We start from the raw sequence: 19,212 nt of genomic DNA on the forward strand, positions 1-19,212 counted from the left end.
TGCCCTCATAGAGGCGTCGGTCTGTCGGCCCCATCGCGGTTCCTCGACGCAAGCCGCTGACCCGCGCCTTCTCTCTGGTCCGGGGCTGGTGACACGTTTCTTGACGGCACCCCGACCTGGGCGAACCCTTTGCCCTGCCTCCGGTGACGGCGACCCGGGCGGGAGCCCGCTACGCCGGCGCGGCGCTGCGATGCTCCTGCGGGCTGATGCCGTACACCCGCTTGAACGCCGAGCTGAGGGCGAACCCGCTGCCGTAGCCGACTTGCCTGGCGACGGCGTTCAGCGTGGCGTCGGATTGGCGCAGCAGGTCGGCGGCCAGGGCCAGGCGCCACTCGGTCAGGTAGGTCATCGGCGGCGTGCCGACGGCGTTGCGGAAGCACTCGGCCAGCGTCGCCCGTGACACGCCGACCTCGGCGGCGACCCGCGCCAGCGTCCAGTCGTTCGCCGGGTCCTCGTGGAACAGCCGTAGCGCCTCGCCGGCCACCGGGTGGGTGTAGGCCCGGTACCAGGCCGGGGCCTCGGTCTCGGGCCGGTCGAACCACACCCGCAGCACCGAGATGAGCAGCAGGTCGAGCAGGCGGTCGAGCACGACGCCCTGGGCCGGCCCCTGTTTGGTGACCTCCCGGGCCAGCACCGGGAGGAGCGTCGAGTCCCACGTGTCCTCGGACACGACCAGCAGCGGCGGCAGCACGTCGAGCAGGCGCTGGCCGACGGCGCCGACCTCCTCGTACACGCCGAGCAGCATCTGCACCGACCCGTCGGGGTTGCTGCCCCACGTGCGCACCCCCAGCGCCATCCGCTCGCGCAGCTCGACGCCCTCGGGCGTGACGCACTGCTGGCCTGGGTGCACGATGACCTGCGGCGGGGTCGCCGTGTCGTCGCTCATCACGTAGGGGCCCGGCCCACGGACGATGGCGACGTCGCCCGGGCGCAGCCGCACCGGCTCGCCGAGGTCGGGCTCGAAGCACGCCTCGCCGCTGAGCATGACGGCGAGGCACAGCGGCGACCCGTCCTGGACCCGGATCGACCATGGGGGGTCCAGCACGATGCGAAGGAGGAAGGCGCCGCTGGCCCGCGGCCCCTCAAGCAACCCTGCGAGTGCGTCCACCTGTCCAAGAGTAGACGATTGGATATGCATTCCGGCATCTCAGCCATGGATCATCCAGATGACGCCGTTCAGGCTGTAGCCATGACAACAAACGAGCACACGACGTTGGTCCTCGGGGGTACCGGCCGGGTCGGCCGCAGGGTGACCCGGAAGCTGATCGAGCGAGGCGTGAACGTGCGGGTCGGCTCTCGCACCGGCGAGCCCCCGTTCGACTGGGAGGACCCCTCAACCTGGGCCGGCGCCGTCGCCGGCGTCAAGTCGGCCTACCTGATGTACTACCCCGAGGTCGAGTGGCCCGGCGCCGGCGACGCCATCGCCGCCGTGGCCCGGCTGGCGGTCGACGCCGGCGTCGAGCGCCTGGTCCTCCTGTCCGCCCGAAACCAGGACGAGGCCGTCCGGTGCGAGGACGCCGTGACGAGCCTCCCGGTCGAGTGGACCATTGTCGCCCCGGCCTCGTTCAACCAGAACTTCGACGAGGGCGTGTTCCTCGAGCCGCTGCGCCACGGCGTGCTGGCCCTGCCCGCCGGCGACAACGCCGACCCGTTCATCGACGCCAACGACATCGCCGACGTCGCGGTGGCGGCCCTCACCGAGGAGGGCCACGTGGGCGAGCGCTACGAGCTGACGGGCCCCCGCCTGTGGACCTTCGCCGAAGGTGTCGGCGAGATCGCCCGGGCGACGGGCCGCGAGCTCCGCTACGTGCCGATCACCCGGGACCGGTTCGCCGACGCGATCGTCGACGACGGCGCCCCGCGCGAGTTCGCCGAGCCGCTGGCCACGCTCATCTCCGAGTTCTTCGACGGCCGGAACAGCTCGCTGGCCGACGGTGTCGAGCGTGCCCTGAACCGCAAGCCCCGCGACTTCGCGGACTGGGTGGCCGAGATCGCCCCTACCGGTGTGTGGGACGCCGCCTAGGTGAGTAATTCCAAGGGGTGCCTGGTCCGAGCACGCGGAGCAGCGGTAGCCGGATGGCGGCCACCCATTCCGGGGTGCCGTCAAGAAACGCGTCACCAGCCGCCAATGAGAGAGAAGACGCAGGTCAGCGGTTTACATCAAGGAACCTCGATGGGTCCGATGGTCGACGTCTCCATGAAGGCATACCTTCCTGACCTGCAGAGACGTTATGGTTTGGGGCTGGTGACGCGTTTTTGCCGGCACCCCTCATCGAGCGGGCAGGACACGCTTCATTGGATCAGTGGTGAAGAGACGTCACTGGCGGGACAGGCTGCGGGTGAGGCCGGCGACGATAGTGGTGGCGAGGATCCAGCCGACGATGACCAGGGCGTTTGCCAGCCATTGCTGTGCCCCCGTTGGCGCGAAGGCGCGTTCCTGGCCGAAATCGATGATGGGCAGGAGCAGATCCAGCGTGTAGATGGCGGGGCTGAAGCCGGGTCCCTTGCCGGCCTCCAGTGGTTTCGGGTGGTGGAGGCTGTAGGCGGTGGTGCCGACGATGAGGAGGGTGAGGAGCCAGGCGGCGGCGCGCAGCGGGCGGTAGCCGTAGCCGACGGTGGCGTCCTGGAGGTAACCCCAGGCCTTGCCGTACCAGGGGAGGCTGCCGCGGCGGCGGCGCTGTTTGGTGAGCAGGACTTGCCGGGCGGCCAGGTCGTCACCGAGGCGGCGGTAAGCCGCGGCGAGCTGCTCGTAGGGTTGCGGTGTGTGGTGCTCGGCCTCGCCGCGAGCGATCCAGGCCAGGCGCTCGGTGGCCTGGCCAGGCGTGGTGAGCGTCTCGTAGGTGAGGCCGTCCAACTCGAGCTGCTCGGGCCAGATGGAGAGGTCGTCGTCGATCCGGCTGATGCTGGTGTGCGCCAGGCTGACCGATCCCGCGATCGGTGCGCGCGGACGCAGCCGCAACTGGTCGATGGTGGAGCCGGCGCAGCTGAGCGCCTGCCCGCCGGGGTTGCTGAGCTGCGCGCCTTCCAAGTTGAACACCGCTCCGATGCGCGACCCGCCGACCCGGATCCGGCCCTCAGCGGTGAAGGTGCCCGCGCAGAAGAGCATGGACTCCACCGTCAGCCCGTCCAGGGCCAGGACGGTGCCGCCGGGGTTGCTGAGCTTCGCGTCGCCGAAGGCCAGCATCCCGCCGATCTTCGCGCGGTACATGAGGATCTCGCCCTTCGCGACCACGCTGCCGAACAGTGCGCTGCCGCCCACGGTCAGGCCGTCTTCCGCTAGGACAACCGGCTTGCCGGGGTTGTTCAGGTGCGCGTCGACGAACAGAAGCGGGCCGCCGACCGTAGCGGCGAACAGTCGGATCGTTCCGTGTGTGGTGATCCGACGACAGATGAGGCTGCCCTCCACGTTCAGGTGCTCGAGGTCGAGTACAGCGCCGCCGCCGTTGCGAAGGTGCGCGTCGGAGAAATCGACATCGCCTGCGATGCGCGCGTGGTTCAGGAGTATGGCCCCGTCCGCGATGAGTCCGTCCGCCCCCAGCAGGCTTCCGCCGACGTCCACGCGGTTGGCGCGTAACGCGCTGTGAGGGCCGGTTCCCGTCAGCCGCGTCCCCCGAAGGTCGAGATGACCGGCGAGTCTGGCGCCGGACAGGTCGGCCGGGCCGGTGAACCGGCAAGACTCCAGTGTGATGCTGCCCTCTACCTGGGCGTACGGGGCGGTGATGCCAGGGAGGGTGCAGCGGGTGAGTTCGATCGTGCGCACCCGCGCCCACGTGAGGTCCGGCGGGCAGGCGAAGGCGCAGTCGGTGAGGAAGAGAGGGAGCGCCACCTCGGCGTGTGAGAGGTCCAGGGGTCCGGTGATGTGCGCGCCCAGGAGGCGGATCGCCGGCACCTGATCGGGCTCGCGGTCGCTCGCGCCGAGGAGCAGGGCGCGGATCACCTCGGCGCGTACCTCACCGCCCGGGAGGTCCACCTGGGCGCCTCGGCGGGACTTCTCCCAAAGCAGGCGTTCGGCGTCGGTCAAGCCCTCATAGTCCACGATCTGAGGATCGCGTAGCCGCTCTCCTCGCGCCTAGATGCCAGTATTCAACCAGCATCAGAAAAGTCGGGCATCTGCACAAAAACGTCCTGGTCCTGGGACAGGTGACCTGGGACCCGGGGCCGGGGGCCGGTCACTTCCGGGGGGAGGCCGTGCTGTTTCGCACCACCAGGCGGGTCGGGACGAGGTCGGTGCCCGGCTGGGAGGTCTGGTTCTCGCGGATCTGCAGCAGGACCCGCCGCACGCACCTTCTGCCCACCTCCGCGAAATCCTGGTGGACGGTCGTCAGGGGCGGGATGAAGAAGGCGGCTTCGGGGATGTCGTCGAAGCCGACCACGCTGATCTCGTCAGGGACCTTCCGGCCGCGTTCGTGCAGGGCGCGCAGCAGCCCGAGGGCCATCTGGTCGTTGGAGGCGAACACCGCCGTGCAGTCGGGCTTGTCCGCGAGCGCGAGGCCGGCGGCGTAGCCGGATTCGGCCGACCAGTCGCCGTGCAGGGGAGCCGGTACCGGCCGTCCGGCCTCTTCGAGCGTGGTACGCCAGGCCTGGGTGCGGCGCTGGCCGGCGTAGGACGTCCGCGGCCCGGTCACGTGCCAGACGGTCCGGTGTCCCAGGTCGAGCAGGTGGTGGACGGCCCGCCGGGCCCCGTCGGCCTGGTCGGTGTCGACGACGCCGTAGCGGTCGCCGGCGTCGGAGTCCACGACGACGACGACGGGGACTCCGGGGGGCAGGGTCACGGTGCCCGCGTCGAGCAGGTGTATCTCGATGATGACGATGACCGCGTCCACGGCCAGCTCGCCCATCCGGGTGAACGCGCCCAGCACGTTGTCCTGGGTCGGCACGTCGACGGGGATCAGCGTGATGGCGTATCCCTCGGTGGCGGCATGGGTGGCGATCGCCTCGACCGTACGGCTGTTGCCGGTGGACGCCAGGCTGAAGAGGATGACGCCGATGGTGTTGAACTGGCCGTACCGCAGCGCGCGGGCCGCGCTGTTGGGCCGGTAGCCCAGCTCGCGCATCGCCGCGAGCACCTGCTCGCGGGTCGAGTCGATCACCCCCGGGTGACCGTTCGAGACCCGCGACACGGTCTGGGACGAGACGCCCGCCAGCGTGGCGACGTCGGCCATGGAGACGCGCTGCTTGCGGCGCCCGCCGGGAATGCTCGACCCGCCACGTTGCGCGCCACCGCCGGCCGCCGCGCCCGGCTGCCGCCACCCACCGCCGCTCATCGTCTCCGCCCTTCGCCTGTCTCTCGAACGTCCGTTGAGGCCGGGGAAACCTTGACGACCGGTGTGACCGGTGTCACGATACCGCACGGACGTTTACGTAATCATTACCGTTGGATCTTCTCTGATCACCCTGTGTCGGTTTTGGTCGGGGCTTCCTCTTGGGTGAGATGTTTACGTAAACATCACCCGGAAGCGGTAGGGAGGAGTGAACCGGTGGTCGCAACGCCGCAGGTGAGCACGCCGGCCGGCCGGGGAGCGGCGCCCGGGGGGAGGCGATCGTGGGCGGGCTGGCGGTTCGTCGGGCCGTTCATGGCGGTGTTCGCGCTCGTCTTCCTGGCGCCGATCGCGTACTCGATCTACCTGAGCCTGTTTCGCACCCAGCTGGTCGGCGGGACCGCCTTCGTCGGCGCCGACAACTACCTCAAGGCGCTGGGCGACCCGCAGTTCTGGTCAGCCTTCGGCAACGTGACGCTCTTCCTGGTCGTGCAGGTCCCGATCATGCTGTTTCTGGCGCTCCTGGTGGCTCTCGCGATCGACAGCGGCCGGCTGTACGGGGCGAGCTTCTTCCGTATCGCGGTGTTCCTGCCCTACGCCGTGCCCGCGGTGGTCGCGACGCTGATGTGGGGCTTCATGTACGGAACCCGGTTCGGCCTCGTCGGCAACCTGAACGAGACGTTCGGACTGTCGCTGCCGGACCCGCTGTCGGCCGATCTGATCCTCGCCTCGATCGGCAACATCGTGACCTGGGAGTTCGTCGGCTACAACATGCTGATCCTGTACTCCGCCCTTCGCGTGGTCAACCCGTCCCTGTACGAGGCCGCGGAGATCGACGGGGCGAGCCAGCTCCGGATCGTCTACGCGATCAAGCTCCCCGCGCTGCGCGGGGCGCTGCTGGTCGCGACGATTTTCTCGATCATCGGTAGTTTCCAGCTCTTCAACGAGCCCAGCATCCTCAAGACCCTGGCGCCGAACGTGATCACGACCTACCTGACGCCGAACCTCTACGCGTACTCGCTGTCCTTCGATGGCCAGCAGTTCAACTACTCGGCGACCGTCGCCATTGTCATGGGGGTGATCACGATGATCATCGCCTACGTCATCCAGCTCCGCGGCATGAGGAGGGAAGTCTGATCATGACCGCCGCCCCGACCGCCCGGAGGCCCCGCGCGCGGGCCTCGTCCGGTCCGCTGGTGATCCGGCGCGGTCGCCGGCGCCCCTCACCGCGAAACCGGCGCAGCGCCACGCTGACCGCCCTGACCTCGATCATGCTGGTCTACACGCTGCTCCCGCCGGTATGGCTGCTGATCAACGCGTCCAAGACGCAGGAGGGATTGTTCGGCTCGTTCGGCCTGTGGTTCGACGCCGACTTCGCCCTGTTCCGCAACATCGCCGACACCTTCGCCTACGACGACGGCATCTTCACCCGCTGGCTGCTCAACACGCTGCTTTACGTGGTCGTGGGCGCGGGCGGCGCGACGCTGCTGGCCACGGTCGCCGGGTACGGGCTGGCGAAGTTCGACTTTCCCGGCAAGAAGGCCGTGTTCGCCGTCGTCATCGGCGCGGTGGCGGTGCCCGGCACCGCGCTGGCCGTCCCGACGTTCCTGATGTTCTCCAGCCTGGGCCTGACCAACACTCCGTGGGCGATCATCATTCCGTCGCTGGTCTCGCCGTTCGGCCTCTACCTCATGTGGACGTACAGCGCCGACGCCGTACCGGACGAGATCCTCGAGTCGGCGCGCGTGGACGGGGCGCGGGAGTTCCAGGCGTTCTTCCGCATCAGCCTGCCGCTGCTGGCGCCGGGGATCGTCACGGTCCTGCTGTTCGCGGTCGTCGCGACGTGGAACAACTACTTCCTGCCGCTGATCATGCTGAAGGACCCGAACTGGTACCCGCTCACCCTCGGCCTCAAGAACTGGAACGCCCAGGCGTCCACCATCGGGGGCGAGGCGATCTTCAACCTCGTGATCACCGGTTCGCTGCTCACCATCGTCCCGCTGATCGTGGCGTTCCTGCTGCTCCAGCGGTACTGGCAGTCGGGTCTGGCCGCCGGAAGCGTCAAGGAGTAGTCGACGCCGCGCCCGACCGTCCCCAGGTACAACCATGAAAGGGGCTCCATGACGACAAACCGCCGCCACGTCCTCCTGCTGGGCGCCGCACTTTCGGTATCGCTGATGACCACCGCCTGTTCTTCCCCCGGTGACGGCGGCTCCGGGGCCGCCGCCCCCCCGAGCGCGTCCGCCACGGACCTCCAGGCCGCGCTGGACGCCGGTGGCAGCATCACGATCTGGGCGTGGGAGCCGACCCTGAAGCAGGTGGTCGCCGGCTTCCAGGCCAAGTATCCGAAGGTGAAGGTCAACCTGGTCAACGCCGGCACCGGCAACGACCACTACACCGCCCTGCAGAACGTGATCAAGGCCGGGTCGGGCATACCCGACATCGCCCAGATCGAGTACTTCGCCCTGCCGCAGTTCGTGCTCGCCAAGTCGGTCACCGACCTGACGGGCTTCGGCGCGGGCCGGCTCGACGGCACCTTCACCCCCGGCCCCTGGAACTCCGTCCGCTCCGGCGGCGGGATCTACGGCATCCCCATGGACTCCGGGCCGATGGCCCTGTTCTACAACAAGGAGATCTTCGCCAAGCACGAGATCGAGGTCCCGGCCACCTGGGAGGAGTACATCGCGGCGGCCAGGAAACTGCACGCCGCCGACCCCAAGGCGTACATCACCAGCGACACCGGCGACCCCGGGTTCGCCACCAGCATGATCTGGCAGGCCGGTGGCAAGCCGTACAAGGTCGAGGGCACCACGGTGAGCGTCGACTTCGGCGACGCCGGCACGCGAAAGTTCACCTCGGCCTGGCAGCAACTCGTCAGCGACAAGCTCGTCGCGCCGATCCCCGGGTGGAGCGACGCCTGGTACAAGGGCCTGGGCGACGGCACCATCGCCACGCTCGTGATCGGCGCCTGGATGCCCGCCAACCTTGAGACCGGCGTCAAGGCCGGGTTCGGCAAGTGGCGGGTCGCCCCCATGCCGCAGTGGGAGAGCGGCGGCAAGGCCACCTCGGAGAGCGGCGGCAGCTCGCTGGCCGTCCCCGAGGCCAGTGCCAACAAGGCGCTCTCCTACGCCTTCCTCAAGTACGCCGGCGTCGACGAGGGAGTGCAGACCCGGCTGGACGCCGGCGCGTTCCCCGCCACCACCGCGCATCTGGCCTCCCAGACCTTCCAGGACAAGAAGTTCCCCTACTTCGGCGGCCAGCGGGTCAACCAGGTCCTCGCCGAGTCGGCGGGCCAGGTCGTCGGAGGCTGGTCCTACCTGCCCTACCAGGTCTACGCCAACAGGATCTTCAACGACACCGCCGGCAAGGCCTACGTCAGCGGCGTCACCCTGCAGGACGGCCTAAAGGCGTGGCAGGACGCCTCCATCAAGTACGGCCAGGAACAGGGGTTCAGCGTGCGGTGACCCCGCCGTGCCCCGGTCCCGCCGCCCGGCCGGTCGGCGGGACCTCGTGCGCGCGGCGCAGGACGCACACCTGGCGGGGGGCCAGGGTGAGGCCCGTGGCCAGGCAGGGCGCCTGGAGGACCTCGCCCTCGACGTCGCCCACGGCGACAACCTCGTCGGTGCGGTTGATGAGGAACCAGTAGTCGGCGTCGTCACCGGTGCGGACCGCCAGCTCCACCGCCCCGGCGACGGCGGCCGGAAGTTCGCGCCGCACCCCGCCGGCCGCCAGGAACCGCGACAGCACCGGCCCCAGGCCCTCGGGCCCGAGCCTGGTCGAGACGTAGGAGGCCGAGCCGGTCCCGACGGGACGCGTGGTGACGGCGGGCCGGCCCGCGTACTCGCCGGACGTGTAGCGGGCGACGACCTCGACGTCCGCCTCGACGACGTCGATCCGGTCGCTCCACAACGTGCCGGAGACGCCGAGGTCGAGATCCACCCGGTCGCCGTCCAGCAGCGGCCCGAACTCCTCGATCCGGATGCCGAGCAGCTCGCGCAACGCGCCGGGATAGCCGCCGAGCCACACGTGGTCGTGCTCGTCCACGATGCCGGAGAAATAGGTGGTGACAAGATGGCCGCCGCCGGTCGCGTACTCGCTCAGGCGATCGGCGAGCGCCCGCGGAACGACGTGCAGGATCGGGGCGACGAGCAGGTCGTAGTGCGAGAACGAGTCGGCGGAGGCGATGACGTCGACCCGCACCCCCGCCGCCGCGAACGCCGAGTACCAGTCCAGCGCCTCCTGCCGGTACCGCAGTCGTGACGTGGGATGGGAGTCCAGCTCGCCGGCCCACCAGGAGTCCCAGTCGAACACGATCGCGGCCGCGGCGCGACGGCGGCGCGTCCCCGCGATCGGCGCGAGCCTCTCCAGGGTCGCGCCGAGGTCCACGACCGAGCGGAAGACCTCGCTGTCCGTGCCGGCGTGCGGGACCATCGCCGAGTGGTACTTCTCGGCCCCGCCCGCAGACTGCCGCCACTGGAAGAAACACACGGCGTCCGCTCCGTACGCCACGTGGGTCAGCGAGTCGCGGGCCATGCCGCCGGGCTTCTTGGCCTTGTTGACCGGCTGCCAGTTCACCGCGCCGGTGGAGTGCTCCATCAGGAACCAGGGCTCGCCCCCGGCGAGACGGCCGGTCAGATTGGCCGAGAACGACAGCTCGTCCTGCGCCTGCGGGCCGGTCAGCAGGTAGTGGTCGTTGGAGACGAAGTCGACCTCGCGCGCCCAGTCGGCGTAGTCCATCCCCTTGGTGTCACCCATGACCATGAAGTTGGTGGTGACCGGGATCTCGGGCGTCAGCTCGGCCAGCACGCCGCGTTCCGCGCGCAGATGGTGCTTCAGGGCGTCCGAGGAGAACCGCTTGAAGTCGAGCTGCTGGGTCGGGTTGGGATAGGAGGCGGCCAGGCGCGGTGGCAGGATCTCCTCCCAGGCGTCGTATCTCTGGGACCAGAACGCCGTCGCCCACGCCCGGTTCAGCTCCTCCACCGTGCCGTACCGGTCGCGCAACCAGATCCGGAACGCCGCGGCGGCGTCCTCGGAGAAGTCGTAGACGTTGTGGCAGCCGAGCTCGTTGGAGACGTGCCACGCGGCCAGGGCCGGATGGCTCCCGTACCGCTCCGCCATGGCCCGGACCAGGCGCAGGGCGTGCTCGCGGAAGATCGGCGACGTCGGGCGCCAGTGCTGGCGCGCGCCCGGCCACAGCGTGCGGCCGTCGTGGTCGACGGGCAGGATCTCAGGGTGCGCGGTGGTCAGCCACGGTGGCGGGGACGCCGTGGCGGTCGCCAGGTCCACGGCGATGCCGTGCGCGTGCAGGAGGTCCATCACCTCGTCCAGCCAGTCGAATGTCCACCGGTCGGCACGGGGCTGGAGCCACGCCCACGAGAAGATCGCCAGTGAGACGATGTTCACCCCGGCGCGGCGCATCGCCAGGACGTCGTCCTCCCACACCTCCCGCGACCACTGCTCCGGGTTGTAGTCCGCGCCGAAGGCCAACCGCCGGCGTGAGGTCTCCGAGGGCCAGCGAAGCCAGCGCGGCTCGTGATCAGCTGTCACCACTACTCCTGCCTGTCGTCACAGGGAGAGCACCAGGTTTATGTTTACGTAAACATACGCTATCCCAGACTCGTCCCGCCGGTCCAAGAACCGGGCGTCCCATCCGGATGAACGCCGCCGATTCCCGAACCATGTCGCCGACAGGACCGCCGCGTCCGGACGCCCCCCGCCGAACCCGGCCATGGCCCGCGCTCCTGGAGCCACGCCGAGCCGCGAGACGACGAGCGGTGGGAGGGGCCGGCACATGGCAGGCGCCGCTCGACGCGTCATGGGCTCCGGATACGGTCATGGGATGAAGCCGACTCTCCCGCCGTCACGGTGCCGTCGCGTCGCCGCCGTTCACCGGGAGACAGGAGAGGCGGAGCTGGCGGCCACGCCCATCCTCGACTGGGGACATCCCCGGGTACTGGAGCTGGCGGCCGAGGCCCGGCATGGAAACACCGGGATGGATCAGGATCTTCTGGTCGCGGCCCACCGGCTCATCGCTGCGCGGGTGCGTCCGGTGTACGCCATGAACGACGCGCAGCCGGTCTCCAGGACGCTTCTTGCGGAGCGCGGATCGTGCAGTCAGCGGCTGGCGGTGCTGGAAGCGGTGGGGCGGGCCTGCGGGATCGCCGGACGGGTCAGAGGACTGCTGGTGAGCGGGCGCTTCTGGCACCCACGTTTTCCCCGGTTACGGACGTTGATCCCGCATCAGGTGGTGCTCGCCTGGCCGGAGTTCCTGCTCGACGGTCAGTGGGTGACCGTCTCGGAGTTGTACGGCGATCTGAGCACACTGCAGAAGGAGGAAGGGTTCACCAACATCGGCGGTGAGACGCTCTTCGACGCGGTGGCCCGCACCGCTGTGGACTGGGACGGTGTCACCTGCTCGTCATGCGATCTGTCCGGCCACGTGCTGGCCGATCTGGGGTATTTCAGCTCCCGTGACGCCTTGTTCCTGGAGCACGGCCAGACATTGTGCCTGCCGGTCCGCATCACCGCCGACCTCATCATGGGTCGCCGGGCGGCTTGAGGCGCACGCTCCGACCACTCACGTGATCTTTCCCGGGTCGCCGGTCCGGTCGCGACGTTCGGATTGACGGGTCGCCTCGGAACGAGTGGCGTCGCCGGTAGCCGTTGTCCGGTTTCAGTCAGGCCCGATCGGCCCGTCGCCCGGAACCGGAGCTCGCCTTCCCGGCCGCGCGGGGGAGCCGGGTCGTCCGCTGTCACGCGCTGGACGCCGGATGACAACGGCTGAACAATGAAGGCCGTGGACACGGGGCGACGAGGGGGCGGACATGCCTCGCCGGGAACGACCACTCGACGACGGTGACGATCGTTTACTGCGGTTCGCGGCGGACCTTCGCCGACTACGCGCGAAAGCGGGCAACCCGTCCTACCGCGAGCTCGCCAAGCGGGCACACTACTCCGCCGGCACCCTTTCCGAGGCCGCCGGGGGACGCAAACTTCCCACCATGGCCGTCACCACGGCCTACGCGAAGGCGTGCGGAGCCGATCCGGCGGAATGGGAGGCACGATGGCGTTCGCTGGCCGAGGAGCTCGACCGGCCGGACACCTCCGAGACGGCGAGTGAGACGCCCCCGTACGTCGGGCTGAGGAGCTTCGGGCCGAAGGACGCGAACCGGTTCTTCGGCCGCGAGCGGCTGGTGGAGAAGGTCGGCGCCCAACTGCGCCTGCACCGGTTCGTCGCCGTGCTCGGCGCGTCGGGATCGGGAAAGTCCTCACTCCTGCGAGCCGGCCTGGTTCCCGCTCTCGGCCCCCACCCGGTGCTGCTGATCACCCCGGGAGCCCATCCGCTGCGCGAGTGCGCGGTACACCTGGCGGCGCGGCTCGGCGTCACCCCCGGCGGCCTCCTCGCCGAGCTCTCCGGCGATCCGCGCAACCTGGGCCTGGCCACCCGCCAGCTCCTCGCCAGGCAGGCCGTGGCCGACGACGTCGTTCTCATCGTGGACCAGTTCGAGGAGACCTTCACCCTCTGTCCCGACCCCGCGGAACGCGCCGCCTTCGTCGCCGCCCTGGTCGCCGCGGCCCGCGACCCCGACAGCCGGACCCGGGTGATCCTCGGCGTGCGGACCGACTTCTACACCCACTGCGCGCGACACCCCGGCCTCGCCGAGGTCCTGCAGGACTCCCAGGTGCTCGTCGGGCCCATGACCACCGAGGAACTGCGCCGGATCATCACCCAGCCGGCCGTCGACATGGGCTACCGGGTCGAGGCCGCCCTGGTGTCCCGTCTCATCGCCGACGCCACCGGCCAGCCGGGCGTGCTGCCGCTGGTGTCCCACGCGCTGCTGGAGGCCTGGGGGCGCCGGCGCGGGAACACCGTCACACTCGCCGGGTACGAGGCCACCGGCGGGATCGAGCACGCCGTCGCCCGAACCTCCGAGGAGGTCTACAGCGCGCTCGGCCCCGAGCGGCAGGCCCTCACCCGGCAGATCTTCCTGCGGCTCACCGCGCTCGGCGAAGGCACGGAGGACACCAAACGCCGCATCACCCGCGGCGAGATCGACCACCCCGACACCGCCGCCGTCCTGGAAAAGCTGGCCGGGGCCCGGCTCGTCACCCTTGACGACGACACGGTGGAGATCGCCCACGAAGAGGTGATCCGTTCCTGGCCGCGGCTTCGTGACTGGCTCACCGAAGACCGCGAAGGGCTGCGGATCCACCGCCGGATCACCGAGGCGGCACAGGCCTGGGAGTCGGAGAACCGCGACGAGGGCGCCCTCTACCGGGGCGTCCGCCTCGCCCTCGCCAGGGACTGGGCCGCCGAGAACCACTCCCTCCTGTCACCGGGGGAGCGGGGGTTCCTCGAGGCCGGCATCGCGGCCGAGGCCCGGGAGCAGGAGGCCGCCCGCCGCCGTACCCGCAGGTTGCGGCAGTTCGCGGCGCTGCTCGCCGTCCTGCTCGTCCTGGCGACCACGACGACCGTCTACGCCTTCCGGGCCCAGCGGACCGCCACGCAGCAACGCGACATCGCCCTGTCACAGAAGGTCGCCGCCGAGGCCACCGACCTGCGTGACGCCAATCCCGCCCTGTCGGCGCAGCTCAGCCTGGCGGCCTATCGCCTGTCGCCCACCGTCGATGCCCGCAACAGCCTGCTCGGGACCTTCGCCGTCCCCTACGCCACCCGGCTCACCGGGCACGGCAGCCGGGTCAACGCCGTCGCCGTGAGCACCGACGGGCGCATGCTGGTCACCGCGAGCCGTGACCACACCGCCCAGGTCTGGGACGTCGGTGACCCGCACCGCCCGCGCCGCCTGCTCACCCTCACCGGTCACCGCGACAACGTCAACGGGGCCGCCTTCAGCCCGGACGGACGCGTCATCGCCACCGCCGCCTGGGACAACACGGCCCGGCTGTGGGACATCACCGCCCCCGGCCGACCCCGCCCGCTGGCGGTGCTTCCCCACTCGATGGGGGTGAACGCGGTGGTGTTCAGCCCCGACGGACAGACCGTGGCCACCGCCGGCTCCGACAAAACGGCCCGGTTGTGGAACGTGCGGGACCACCGGCTCCGCGCGACTCTGGCCGGTCACGGCGAGGGCCTGGTCTCGGTCGCGTTCAGTCCGGACGGCCGTACGCTGGCCACCGCCAGCTTCGACAACACCGCGGCGCTGTGGGACGTCTCCGACCCCGGCCGTCCCGGCGCGCCGCGCACGCTGGCCGGGCACACCGCCCCGGTGGCCTGGCTGGCGTTCAGCCCGGACGGCCGCGTCCTGGCCACCGCGAGCAACGATCACACCACCCGGCTGTGGGACGTCTCCGACCCCGATCGCGCCCGCCCGCGGGCCACGATCCGCGGCCACCGGGACATCGTCCGATCGGTGGCCTTCAGCCCGGACGGGCGCCTCCTCGCCACCGCCAGCCTGGACGACAGCGTTCGCGTGGCCGACGTCACCGACCCCCGCCATCCCCTGCCGCTCGCCACGTTCACCGGCCACACCGGCAACGTCGTCTCGGTCGCGTTCGGCCCCGACGGGCAGACGCTGGCCACCGGAAGCGACGACTACACCGCCCGGCTGTGGGACCTGCCGGGGCCGGCGCTCACCGGGCACGCCTCCAGCGTCTGCTGGCTGGCGTTCAGCCCGGACGGCCGCACCCTGGCCACCGTCGGCGAGGACAGGACCGTACGGCTGTGGGACACCGGGGACCCCCGGCGTTCCCGCCCGCGGGCCACGCTCACCGGTCACACCGACGCGATCTGGGGCGTGGCGTTCAGCCCGGACGGCCGCACCCTGGCCACCGCGAGCAACGACCGCACCGCCCGGCTGTGGGACGTCTCCGACCCCGGCCGCGCCCGCCCGCGGGCCACGATCCGCGGGCACACCGACAACGTCAACGCCGTCGCCTTCAGCCCGGACGGACGGTTCCTGGCCACCGCCAGCCTCGACCGCACCGTGCGCCTCACGGACGTCACCGACCGCCGCCGGCCGGTGCGGGTCGCCGGCTTCACGGGCGACGCGGAGGGCGTGAACGCGGTCGCCTTCAGCCCGGACGGGCGCCTCCTCGCCACCGCGGGATGGAACCGCACGGCCCGGTTGTGGGATGTGACCGACCGGCGGAACCCGGTCCCGGTGTCGGTCCTGTCCGGGCACACCGACGGGATCAACGCGCTCGCGTTCAGCCCCGACGGCCGTACGCTGGCCACCGCCAGCTTCGACGACACCGCGCGGCTGTGGAACATCGCCGACCCACGGCGCCCCGTGCCGCTGGCCGCCCCGATCGGCCACACCGACAGCGTCAACATGGTGGCCTTCAGCCCGGACGGGCACCTGCTCGCCACCGCGGGCAACGACGGCGTCGCCCAGGTGTGGGACCTCACCGACCCGCGCCGTCCCCAGCGGCAGACCTCCCTCGAAGCCCACACCGACCGCGTGTCCTCGGTGGCCTTCAGCCCGGACCGGCACACCGTGGCGACCGGCGGCTACGACCGCACGGCGCTGCTGTGGGAGACCGACGCCGAACGCGTGGCCGCCCGGGTGTGCCGGCTGGCCCACCCGCGGATCACGCCGCGGGAATGGGATCGGCACTTCCCCGGCCTGCCCTACCGGCCGCCGTGCCCCTAGCCGGAGTCGTCCCACGCCGCGCGGGCCCTGCCGGCCGTGGCCGGGCGGGCCCGTGAAAGCGCCCGCCCCCGGCACGAGGCGGGCGGGCGTCGTTCGGGCATTCGTCCAGCTATTCGTTCACCTATTCGTTCAGGTATTCGTCAGCAGACGGGAAGGGGGTCGGTCTCGCTGGAGATCCAGCTGTCCATCACGTATCCCCACCGGCCGGTGACATCGCCGTTGGTCCACTCCCACCGGTTGGGGTGAGGGCCGTTGTTGTTGCGGGCGCCTTCGGCGCGGCAGACGAAGATGCTGGGGTTGGTCCGGAGGTAATCGACGATGTTGCTGGTTCCGGCCTCGTAGATGGGTGCCGACGTCCTGTTGCTGCACCACCACCTGTTCTCCCTGTTCCAGCACGGGCTGGCCAGAGCCGTCGAGGAGTCGGCGGAGGGGGCGTTGGCCGAAGGAACGGACACCCGCGTCGGGGCGGGGGGTGCCACCGGGGACGGGGCGGCGGCGGCGGAGGCGGGGGAGGTGCCGAGCAGCAGACCAACCGCTGCCAGGGCCGGCACGGCGATGATGCGACGTGGACGCATGGCGTTCTTCTCCTTGGGAAGAGGGTGGTGAACCGTCTGAGGGTCATGAGCCGCGTAGGGCCTGAACATTCCGCTCACAACGGGGTTCTGCGCTTCTGTCTAACAGGCCGGGATTGTTCGCGTTCAGAGGGCGTTCGCCTGACAATCAACGCTGAACAACGCGTCCCGTCCCGCCCCGGCGCGGCCTCGAACCCGGGACCAACCGTGGAGCCCAGGTGAACCAGGGCTCAATCGCGAGCCGTCCCGCCGCCCAGGAAGTGGCCGGGGGAGGCGAGCTCGCCCCGCCCGTGGAGTACCTGGTCGACATGGTCGAGCGCCAGCCGGACCGCGCCGAGGGCGACCCCCTCGTCGCCGAAGGCGGACGCCCGGACCTCGGGGGTGCGGATGCACCATCGATCCAGCTCGCGCCGCAGCGGATCGACGATCAGGTCCGCGGACCGGGAGAACCCGCCTCCCACCACCACCAGCTCGGGGTCCAGCGCGAGGACCAGGGCCGAGGCGCCGGTCGCGATGTCGCGGACGTAGCGCCGGACGGCGGCGGCCGCTTTGCGGTCACCGCCGCGAGCGGCGAGGAAGATGTCCTCCACCGTGGGCGGGGGCAGGCTGCCGGGCCAGGATCTCAGGTGTTCCTGGGCCCGGATCCAGCCGGCCGCGGGCAGTGCGCCGATCTCTCCCGCAGCGTTGCCGAAGCCCCGGTGCAGTTTCCTGTCGATGATCAGGCCGGTGCCGGTGCGCAGGCCCGCCAGCAGGAACACCACGTCCCTGGCATGGCGGGCCACACCCCGCCAGGACTCGGCCAGCGCCGCCAGCCTGCTGTCGTTCTCCACGAAGACCGGTCCCGCCACCAGCCGCCTGACGTGGGCCGCCACCTCGACGCCCGTCCACTCGGGCAGCGCCTCCGACAGCGTGACGCGCCCGGTGTCGTCGACCAGCCCCGTCGTGGCCACGCCGGAGGCCCACACCTCGGCGGCGGGCAGGCTCGCACCGGCGAGGGCGGACCGGATCGCCCGGTCCACCGCCGCCAGCCGCTCCACGCGTCCCATCGCCGGGTCCACCGAGACCCTGTCGCCGTGCAGGATGGTGCCGTCGAGGTCGGCGACGAGAGCCAGGATCTTGTGGCCGCCGATGTCGACGCCGAGGACCCGGCCGGCGTCCTCGCGAAAGCGGAAGCGGCGCGCGGGCCGGCCGACCGTCCCCGCGGTGGGCTCGGCTTCGGCCACCCAGCCGCGCTCGGTCACCTCGCGGACCACGTCCTCCGTGGACGCCCGGGACAGCCCCGTCCGCCGGGAGATCTCGGTCAGCGTGAGCCCCGATTCCCCGCGCAATGTCCTGATCACCGCGAGCGCGTTGAGCCGGCGGAGCCGGGAGAGATCGCCCGCGCCCTGGTCCTCGGTCACCATGCCCCCTTGAGTTGGATCCCGTCACACCCAATAATGAGGGAGTCCAGTGTAATTAAACGGAAAGGATCCCATGTCTGCGGTGACTCTAGCCCTGGTCGGCGCGGGGCTGCGCGGGCAGTCCTACGCGCGTCACGCGCTGGCGGCGGGTACGGGCCGCGTGGTCGCCGTCGCCGAGCCCGATCCGTACCGCAGGGAGAGCGCCGCCGCGGAATTCGGTGTCCCTCCCGAGCGGACGTACGCCGACTGGACCCACCTGGCGGCGGCCGGGCGGCTGGCCGACGCGGCGATCATCGCGACCCAGGACCGGTTGCACACCGGCCCCGCCGTCCGGATGGCCGACCTGGGCTACCACATCCTGCTGGAGAAGCCGATGGCCACCGACGAGGACGAGGCGATCGAGATCGCCGAGGCGGCCCGGCGCAACGAGATCATCCTCGCCGTGTGCCACGTGCTGCGATACACCCCCTACACCCGGTCCCTCAAACGACTCCTCGGCGAAGGGCGCATCGGCCGCCTCGTCAGCGTCCAGCACCTGGAACCCGTCGGCTGGTGGCACCACGCCCACTCCTTTGTCCGGGGCAACTGGCGCCGCCAGGACACCTCGGCACCGATGCTCCTGACCAAGTCGTGCCACGACATCGACTGGCTCGTCCACCTCTTCGGCGAGACGCCGTCCAAGGTCAGCTCCTTCGGCAACCTGACCCACTTCCGGGCGGAGTCACGCCCCGCCGAGGCGGCGGACCGTTGCCTCGACTGCCCGCTCGAACCCGGCTGCCCGTACTCGGCCCCGCGGCTGTACCTCGACTGCCTCGGCGATCCCGACCGCGAATTCTGGCCACTGGGCGCGGTCACCGAGAACCGCACCGAGGCCAGCGTGCTGGAGGCGCTGCGCACCGGGCCCTACGGCCGCTGCGTCTACGCCTGCGACAACGACGTGGTGGACCACCAGGTGGTCAACATGGAGTTCCCCGACGGGGCGACCTGCTCGTTCACCATGAGCGCGTTCACCCCCATGGAGCACCGCCGCACCCGGCTGCTCGGCACCCACGGCCATGTCGACGGAGACGGCCGGACCCTGCGCCTCGTGGACTTCCGGACCGGAAAGGAGGAGGTCGTCGACACCAGCACCGGCTCGGGGCCGTCCGCCGCGGACGGTCACGGCGGTGGCGACGAGGCGCTCACCGACGCCTTCCTCGCCGCGGTCGCCACCGGAGACCCCACCCTGCTCTCCTCCGACGCCGCGGCGAGCCTCGCCACCCATCGCGTCGTCTGGGCCGCCGAGCGGGCCAGGACCACGAACACCGTCGTCCACCTGCCGGATTAGGAACTCTCGTACGAGCCGTCCCGGCCGCCGAGCCCGCCACCG

13 protein-coding genes are annotated in these 19,212 nt (G+C 70.8%); 7 read left to right on the plus strand and 6 right to left on the minus strand.

Translation table 11 applies throughout. The features are described 5' to 3' along the window. Positions 1 to 169 precede the first annotated feature (169 nt). The gene (locus ACSDR0_RS33185; protein WP_435292872.1) at positions 170 to 1,108 is read right to left on the minus strand and encodes an AraC family transcriptional regulator; all 939 of its coding nucleotides are present in this window, start codon (positions 1,106 to 1,108) and stop codon (positions 170 to 172) included. 81 nt (positions 1,109 to 1,189) lie between these two features. Here ACSDR0_RS33185 and ACSDR0_RS33190 point away from each other — a divergent pair, with 81 nt between their 5' ends. Then, on the plus strand, positions 1,190 to 2,023 hold the full coding sequence (locus tag ACSDR0_RS33190; protein ID WP_435292873.1) for an NmrA family transcriptional regulator: 834 nt from the start codon (positions 1,190 to 1,192) through the stop codon (positions 2,021 to 2,023). 294 nt (positions 2,024 to 2,317) lie between these two features. Here ACSDR0_RS33190 and ACSDR0_RS33195 read toward each other — a convergent pair whose 3' ends face one another. Further along, complete coding sequence (locus ACSDR0_RS33195) at positions 2,318 to 4,036, minus strand: hypothetical protein (RefSeq protein ID WP_435292874.1); 1,719 nt, start codon at positions 4,034 to 4,036, stop codon at positions 2,318 to 2,320. A 133-nt stretch (positions 4,037 to 4,169) separates the two neighbouring features. Then, a complete protein-coding gene (locus ACSDR0_RS33200; protein WP_435292875.1) occupies positions 4,170 to 5,264 on the minus strand; it encodes a LacI family DNA-binding transcriptional regulator in 1,095 nt (364 codons plus the stop codon). Positions 5,265 to 5,477: 213 nt separating this feature from the next. Here ACSDR0_RS33200 and ACSDR0_RS33205 point away from each other — a divergent pair, with 213 nt between their 5' ends. Genes ACSDR0_RS33205 through ACSDR0_RS33215 form a run of 3 tightly spaced genes read left to right on the plus strand, consistent with a single transcriptional unit; the run spans position 5,478 to position 8,722 of the window. Next, positions 5,478 to 6,395, plus strand: coding sequence for a carbohydrate ABC transporter permease (locus ACSDR0_RS33205; protein ID WP_435292876.1), 918 nt, complete (start codon positions 5,478 to 5,480; stop codon positions 6,393 to 6,395). Positions 6,396 to 6,397: 2 nt separating this feature from the next. Continuing rightward, a complete protein-coding gene (locus ACSDR0_RS33210) occupies positions 6,398 to 7,330 on the plus strand; it encodes a carbohydrate ABC transporter permease (RefSeq protein ID WP_435292877.1) in 933 nt (310 codons plus the stop codon). A gap of 48 nt (positions 7,331 to 7,378) precedes the next feature. Further along, on the plus strand, positions 7,379 to 8,722 hold the full coding sequence (locus ACSDR0_RS33215; protein ID WP_435292878.1) for an ABC transporter substrate-binding protein: 1,344 nt from the start codon (positions 7,379 to 7,381) through the stop codon (positions 8,720 to 8,722). On the opposite strand, the gene ACSDR0_RS33220 is transcribed toward ACSDR0_RS33215, so the two are convergent. After that, positions 8,709 to 10,805, minus strand: coding sequence for a beta-galactosidase (locus ACSDR0_RS33220; protein WP_435292879.1), 2,097 nt, complete (start codon positions 10,803 to 10,805; stop codon positions 8,709 to 8,711). The two genes, ACSDR0_RS33215 and ACSDR0_RS33220, sit on opposite strands and share 14 nt — an antisense overlap. A 292-nt stretch (positions 10,806 to 11,097) precedes the next feature. Between ACSDR0_RS33220 and ACSDR0_RS33225 the strand changes: the two genes are divergently transcribed. Beyond that, positions 11,098 to 11,817, plus strand: a complete 720-nt coding sequence (locus ACSDR0_RS33225; protein ID WP_435292880.1) for a transglutaminase domain-containing protein — start codon at positions 11,098 to 11,100, stop codon at positions 11,815 to 11,817. Between the two features lie 265 nt (positions 11,818 to 12,082). Further along, positions 12,083 to 15,871, plus strand: coding sequence for an nSTAND1 domain-containing NTPase (locus ACSDR0_RS33230; RefSeq protein ID WP_435292881.1), 3,789 nt, complete (start codon positions 12,083 to 12,085; stop codon positions 15,869 to 15,871). A gap of 140 nt (positions 15,872 to 16,011) precedes the next feature. On the opposite strand, the gene ACSDR0_RS33235 is transcribed toward ACSDR0_RS33230, so the two are convergent. Both ACSDR0_RS33235 and ACSDR0_RS33240 read right to left on the minus strand, forming a co-directional pair. Further along, the gene (locus tag ACSDR0_RS33235) at positions 16,012 to 16,446 is read right to left on the minus strand and encodes a hypothetical protein (RefSeq protein WP_435292882.1); all 435 of its coding nucleotides are present in this window, start codon (positions 16,444 to 16,446) and stop codon (positions 16,012 to 16,014) included. A gap of 227 nt (positions 16,447 to 16,673) precedes the next feature. Further along, the gene (locus ACSDR0_RS33240; RefSeq protein WP_435292883.1) at positions 16,674 to 17,846 is read right to left on the minus strand and encodes an ROK family transcriptional regulator; all 1,173 of its coding nucleotides are present in this window, start codon (positions 17,844 to 17,846) and stop codon (positions 16,674 to 16,676) included. A 70-nt stretch (positions 17,847 to 17,916) separates the two neighbouring features. Here ACSDR0_RS33240 and ACSDR0_RS33245 point away from each other — a divergent pair, with 70 nt between their 5' ends. Continuing rightward, a complete protein-coding gene (locus ACSDR0_RS33245; RefSeq protein WP_435292884.1) occupies positions 17,917 to 19,170 on the plus strand; it encodes a Gfo/Idh/MocA family protein in 1,254 nt (417 codons plus the stop codon). Positions 19,171 to 19,212: the final 42 nt, after the last annotated feature.

Source organism: Streptosporangium sp. G11, assembly GCF_051192615.1.
Lineage (GTDB): Bacteria > Actinomycetota > Actinomycetes > Streptosporangiales > Streptosporangiaceae > Streptosporangium.

Coding starts and splice junctions, on each gene's coding strand:
- ACSDR0_RS33190 (WP_435292873.1), top strand. CDS start 1,190: ATGACAACAAACGAGCACACGACGTTGGTCCTCGGGGGTACCGGCCGG.
- ACSDR0_RS33200 (WP_435292875.1), bottom strand. CDS start 5,264: ATGAGCGGCGGTGGGTGGCGGCAGCCGGGCGCGGCGGCCGGCGGTGGC.
- ACSDR0_RS33210 (WP_435292877.1), top strand. CDS start 6,398: ATGACCGCCGCCCCGACCGCCCGGAGGCCCCGCGCGCGGGCCTCGTCC.
- ACSDR0_RS33215 (WP_435292878.1), top strand. CDS start 7,379: ATGACGACAAACCGCCGCCACGTCCTCCTGCTGGGCGCCGCACTTTCG.
- ACSDR0_RS33225 (WP_435292880.1), top strand. CDS start 11,098: ATGAAGCCGACTCTCCCGCCGTCACGGTGCCGTCGCGTCGCCGCCGTT.
- ACSDR0_RS33230 (WP_435292881.1), top strand. CDS start 12,083: ATGCCTCGCCGGGAACGACCACTCGACGACGGTGACGATCGTTTACTG.
- ACSDR0_RS33235 (WP_435292882.1), bottom strand. CDS start 16,446: ATGCGTCCACGTCGCATCATCGCCGTGCCGGCCCTGGCAGCGGTTGGT.
- ACSDR0_RS33240 (WP_435292883.1), bottom strand. CDS start 17,846: ATGGTGACCGAGGACCAGGGCGCGGGCGATCTCTCCCGGCTCCGCCGG.
- ACSDR0_RS33245 (WP_435292884.1), top strand. CDS start 17,917: ATGTCTGCGGTGACTCTAGCCCTGGTCGGCGCGGGGCTGCGCGGGCAG.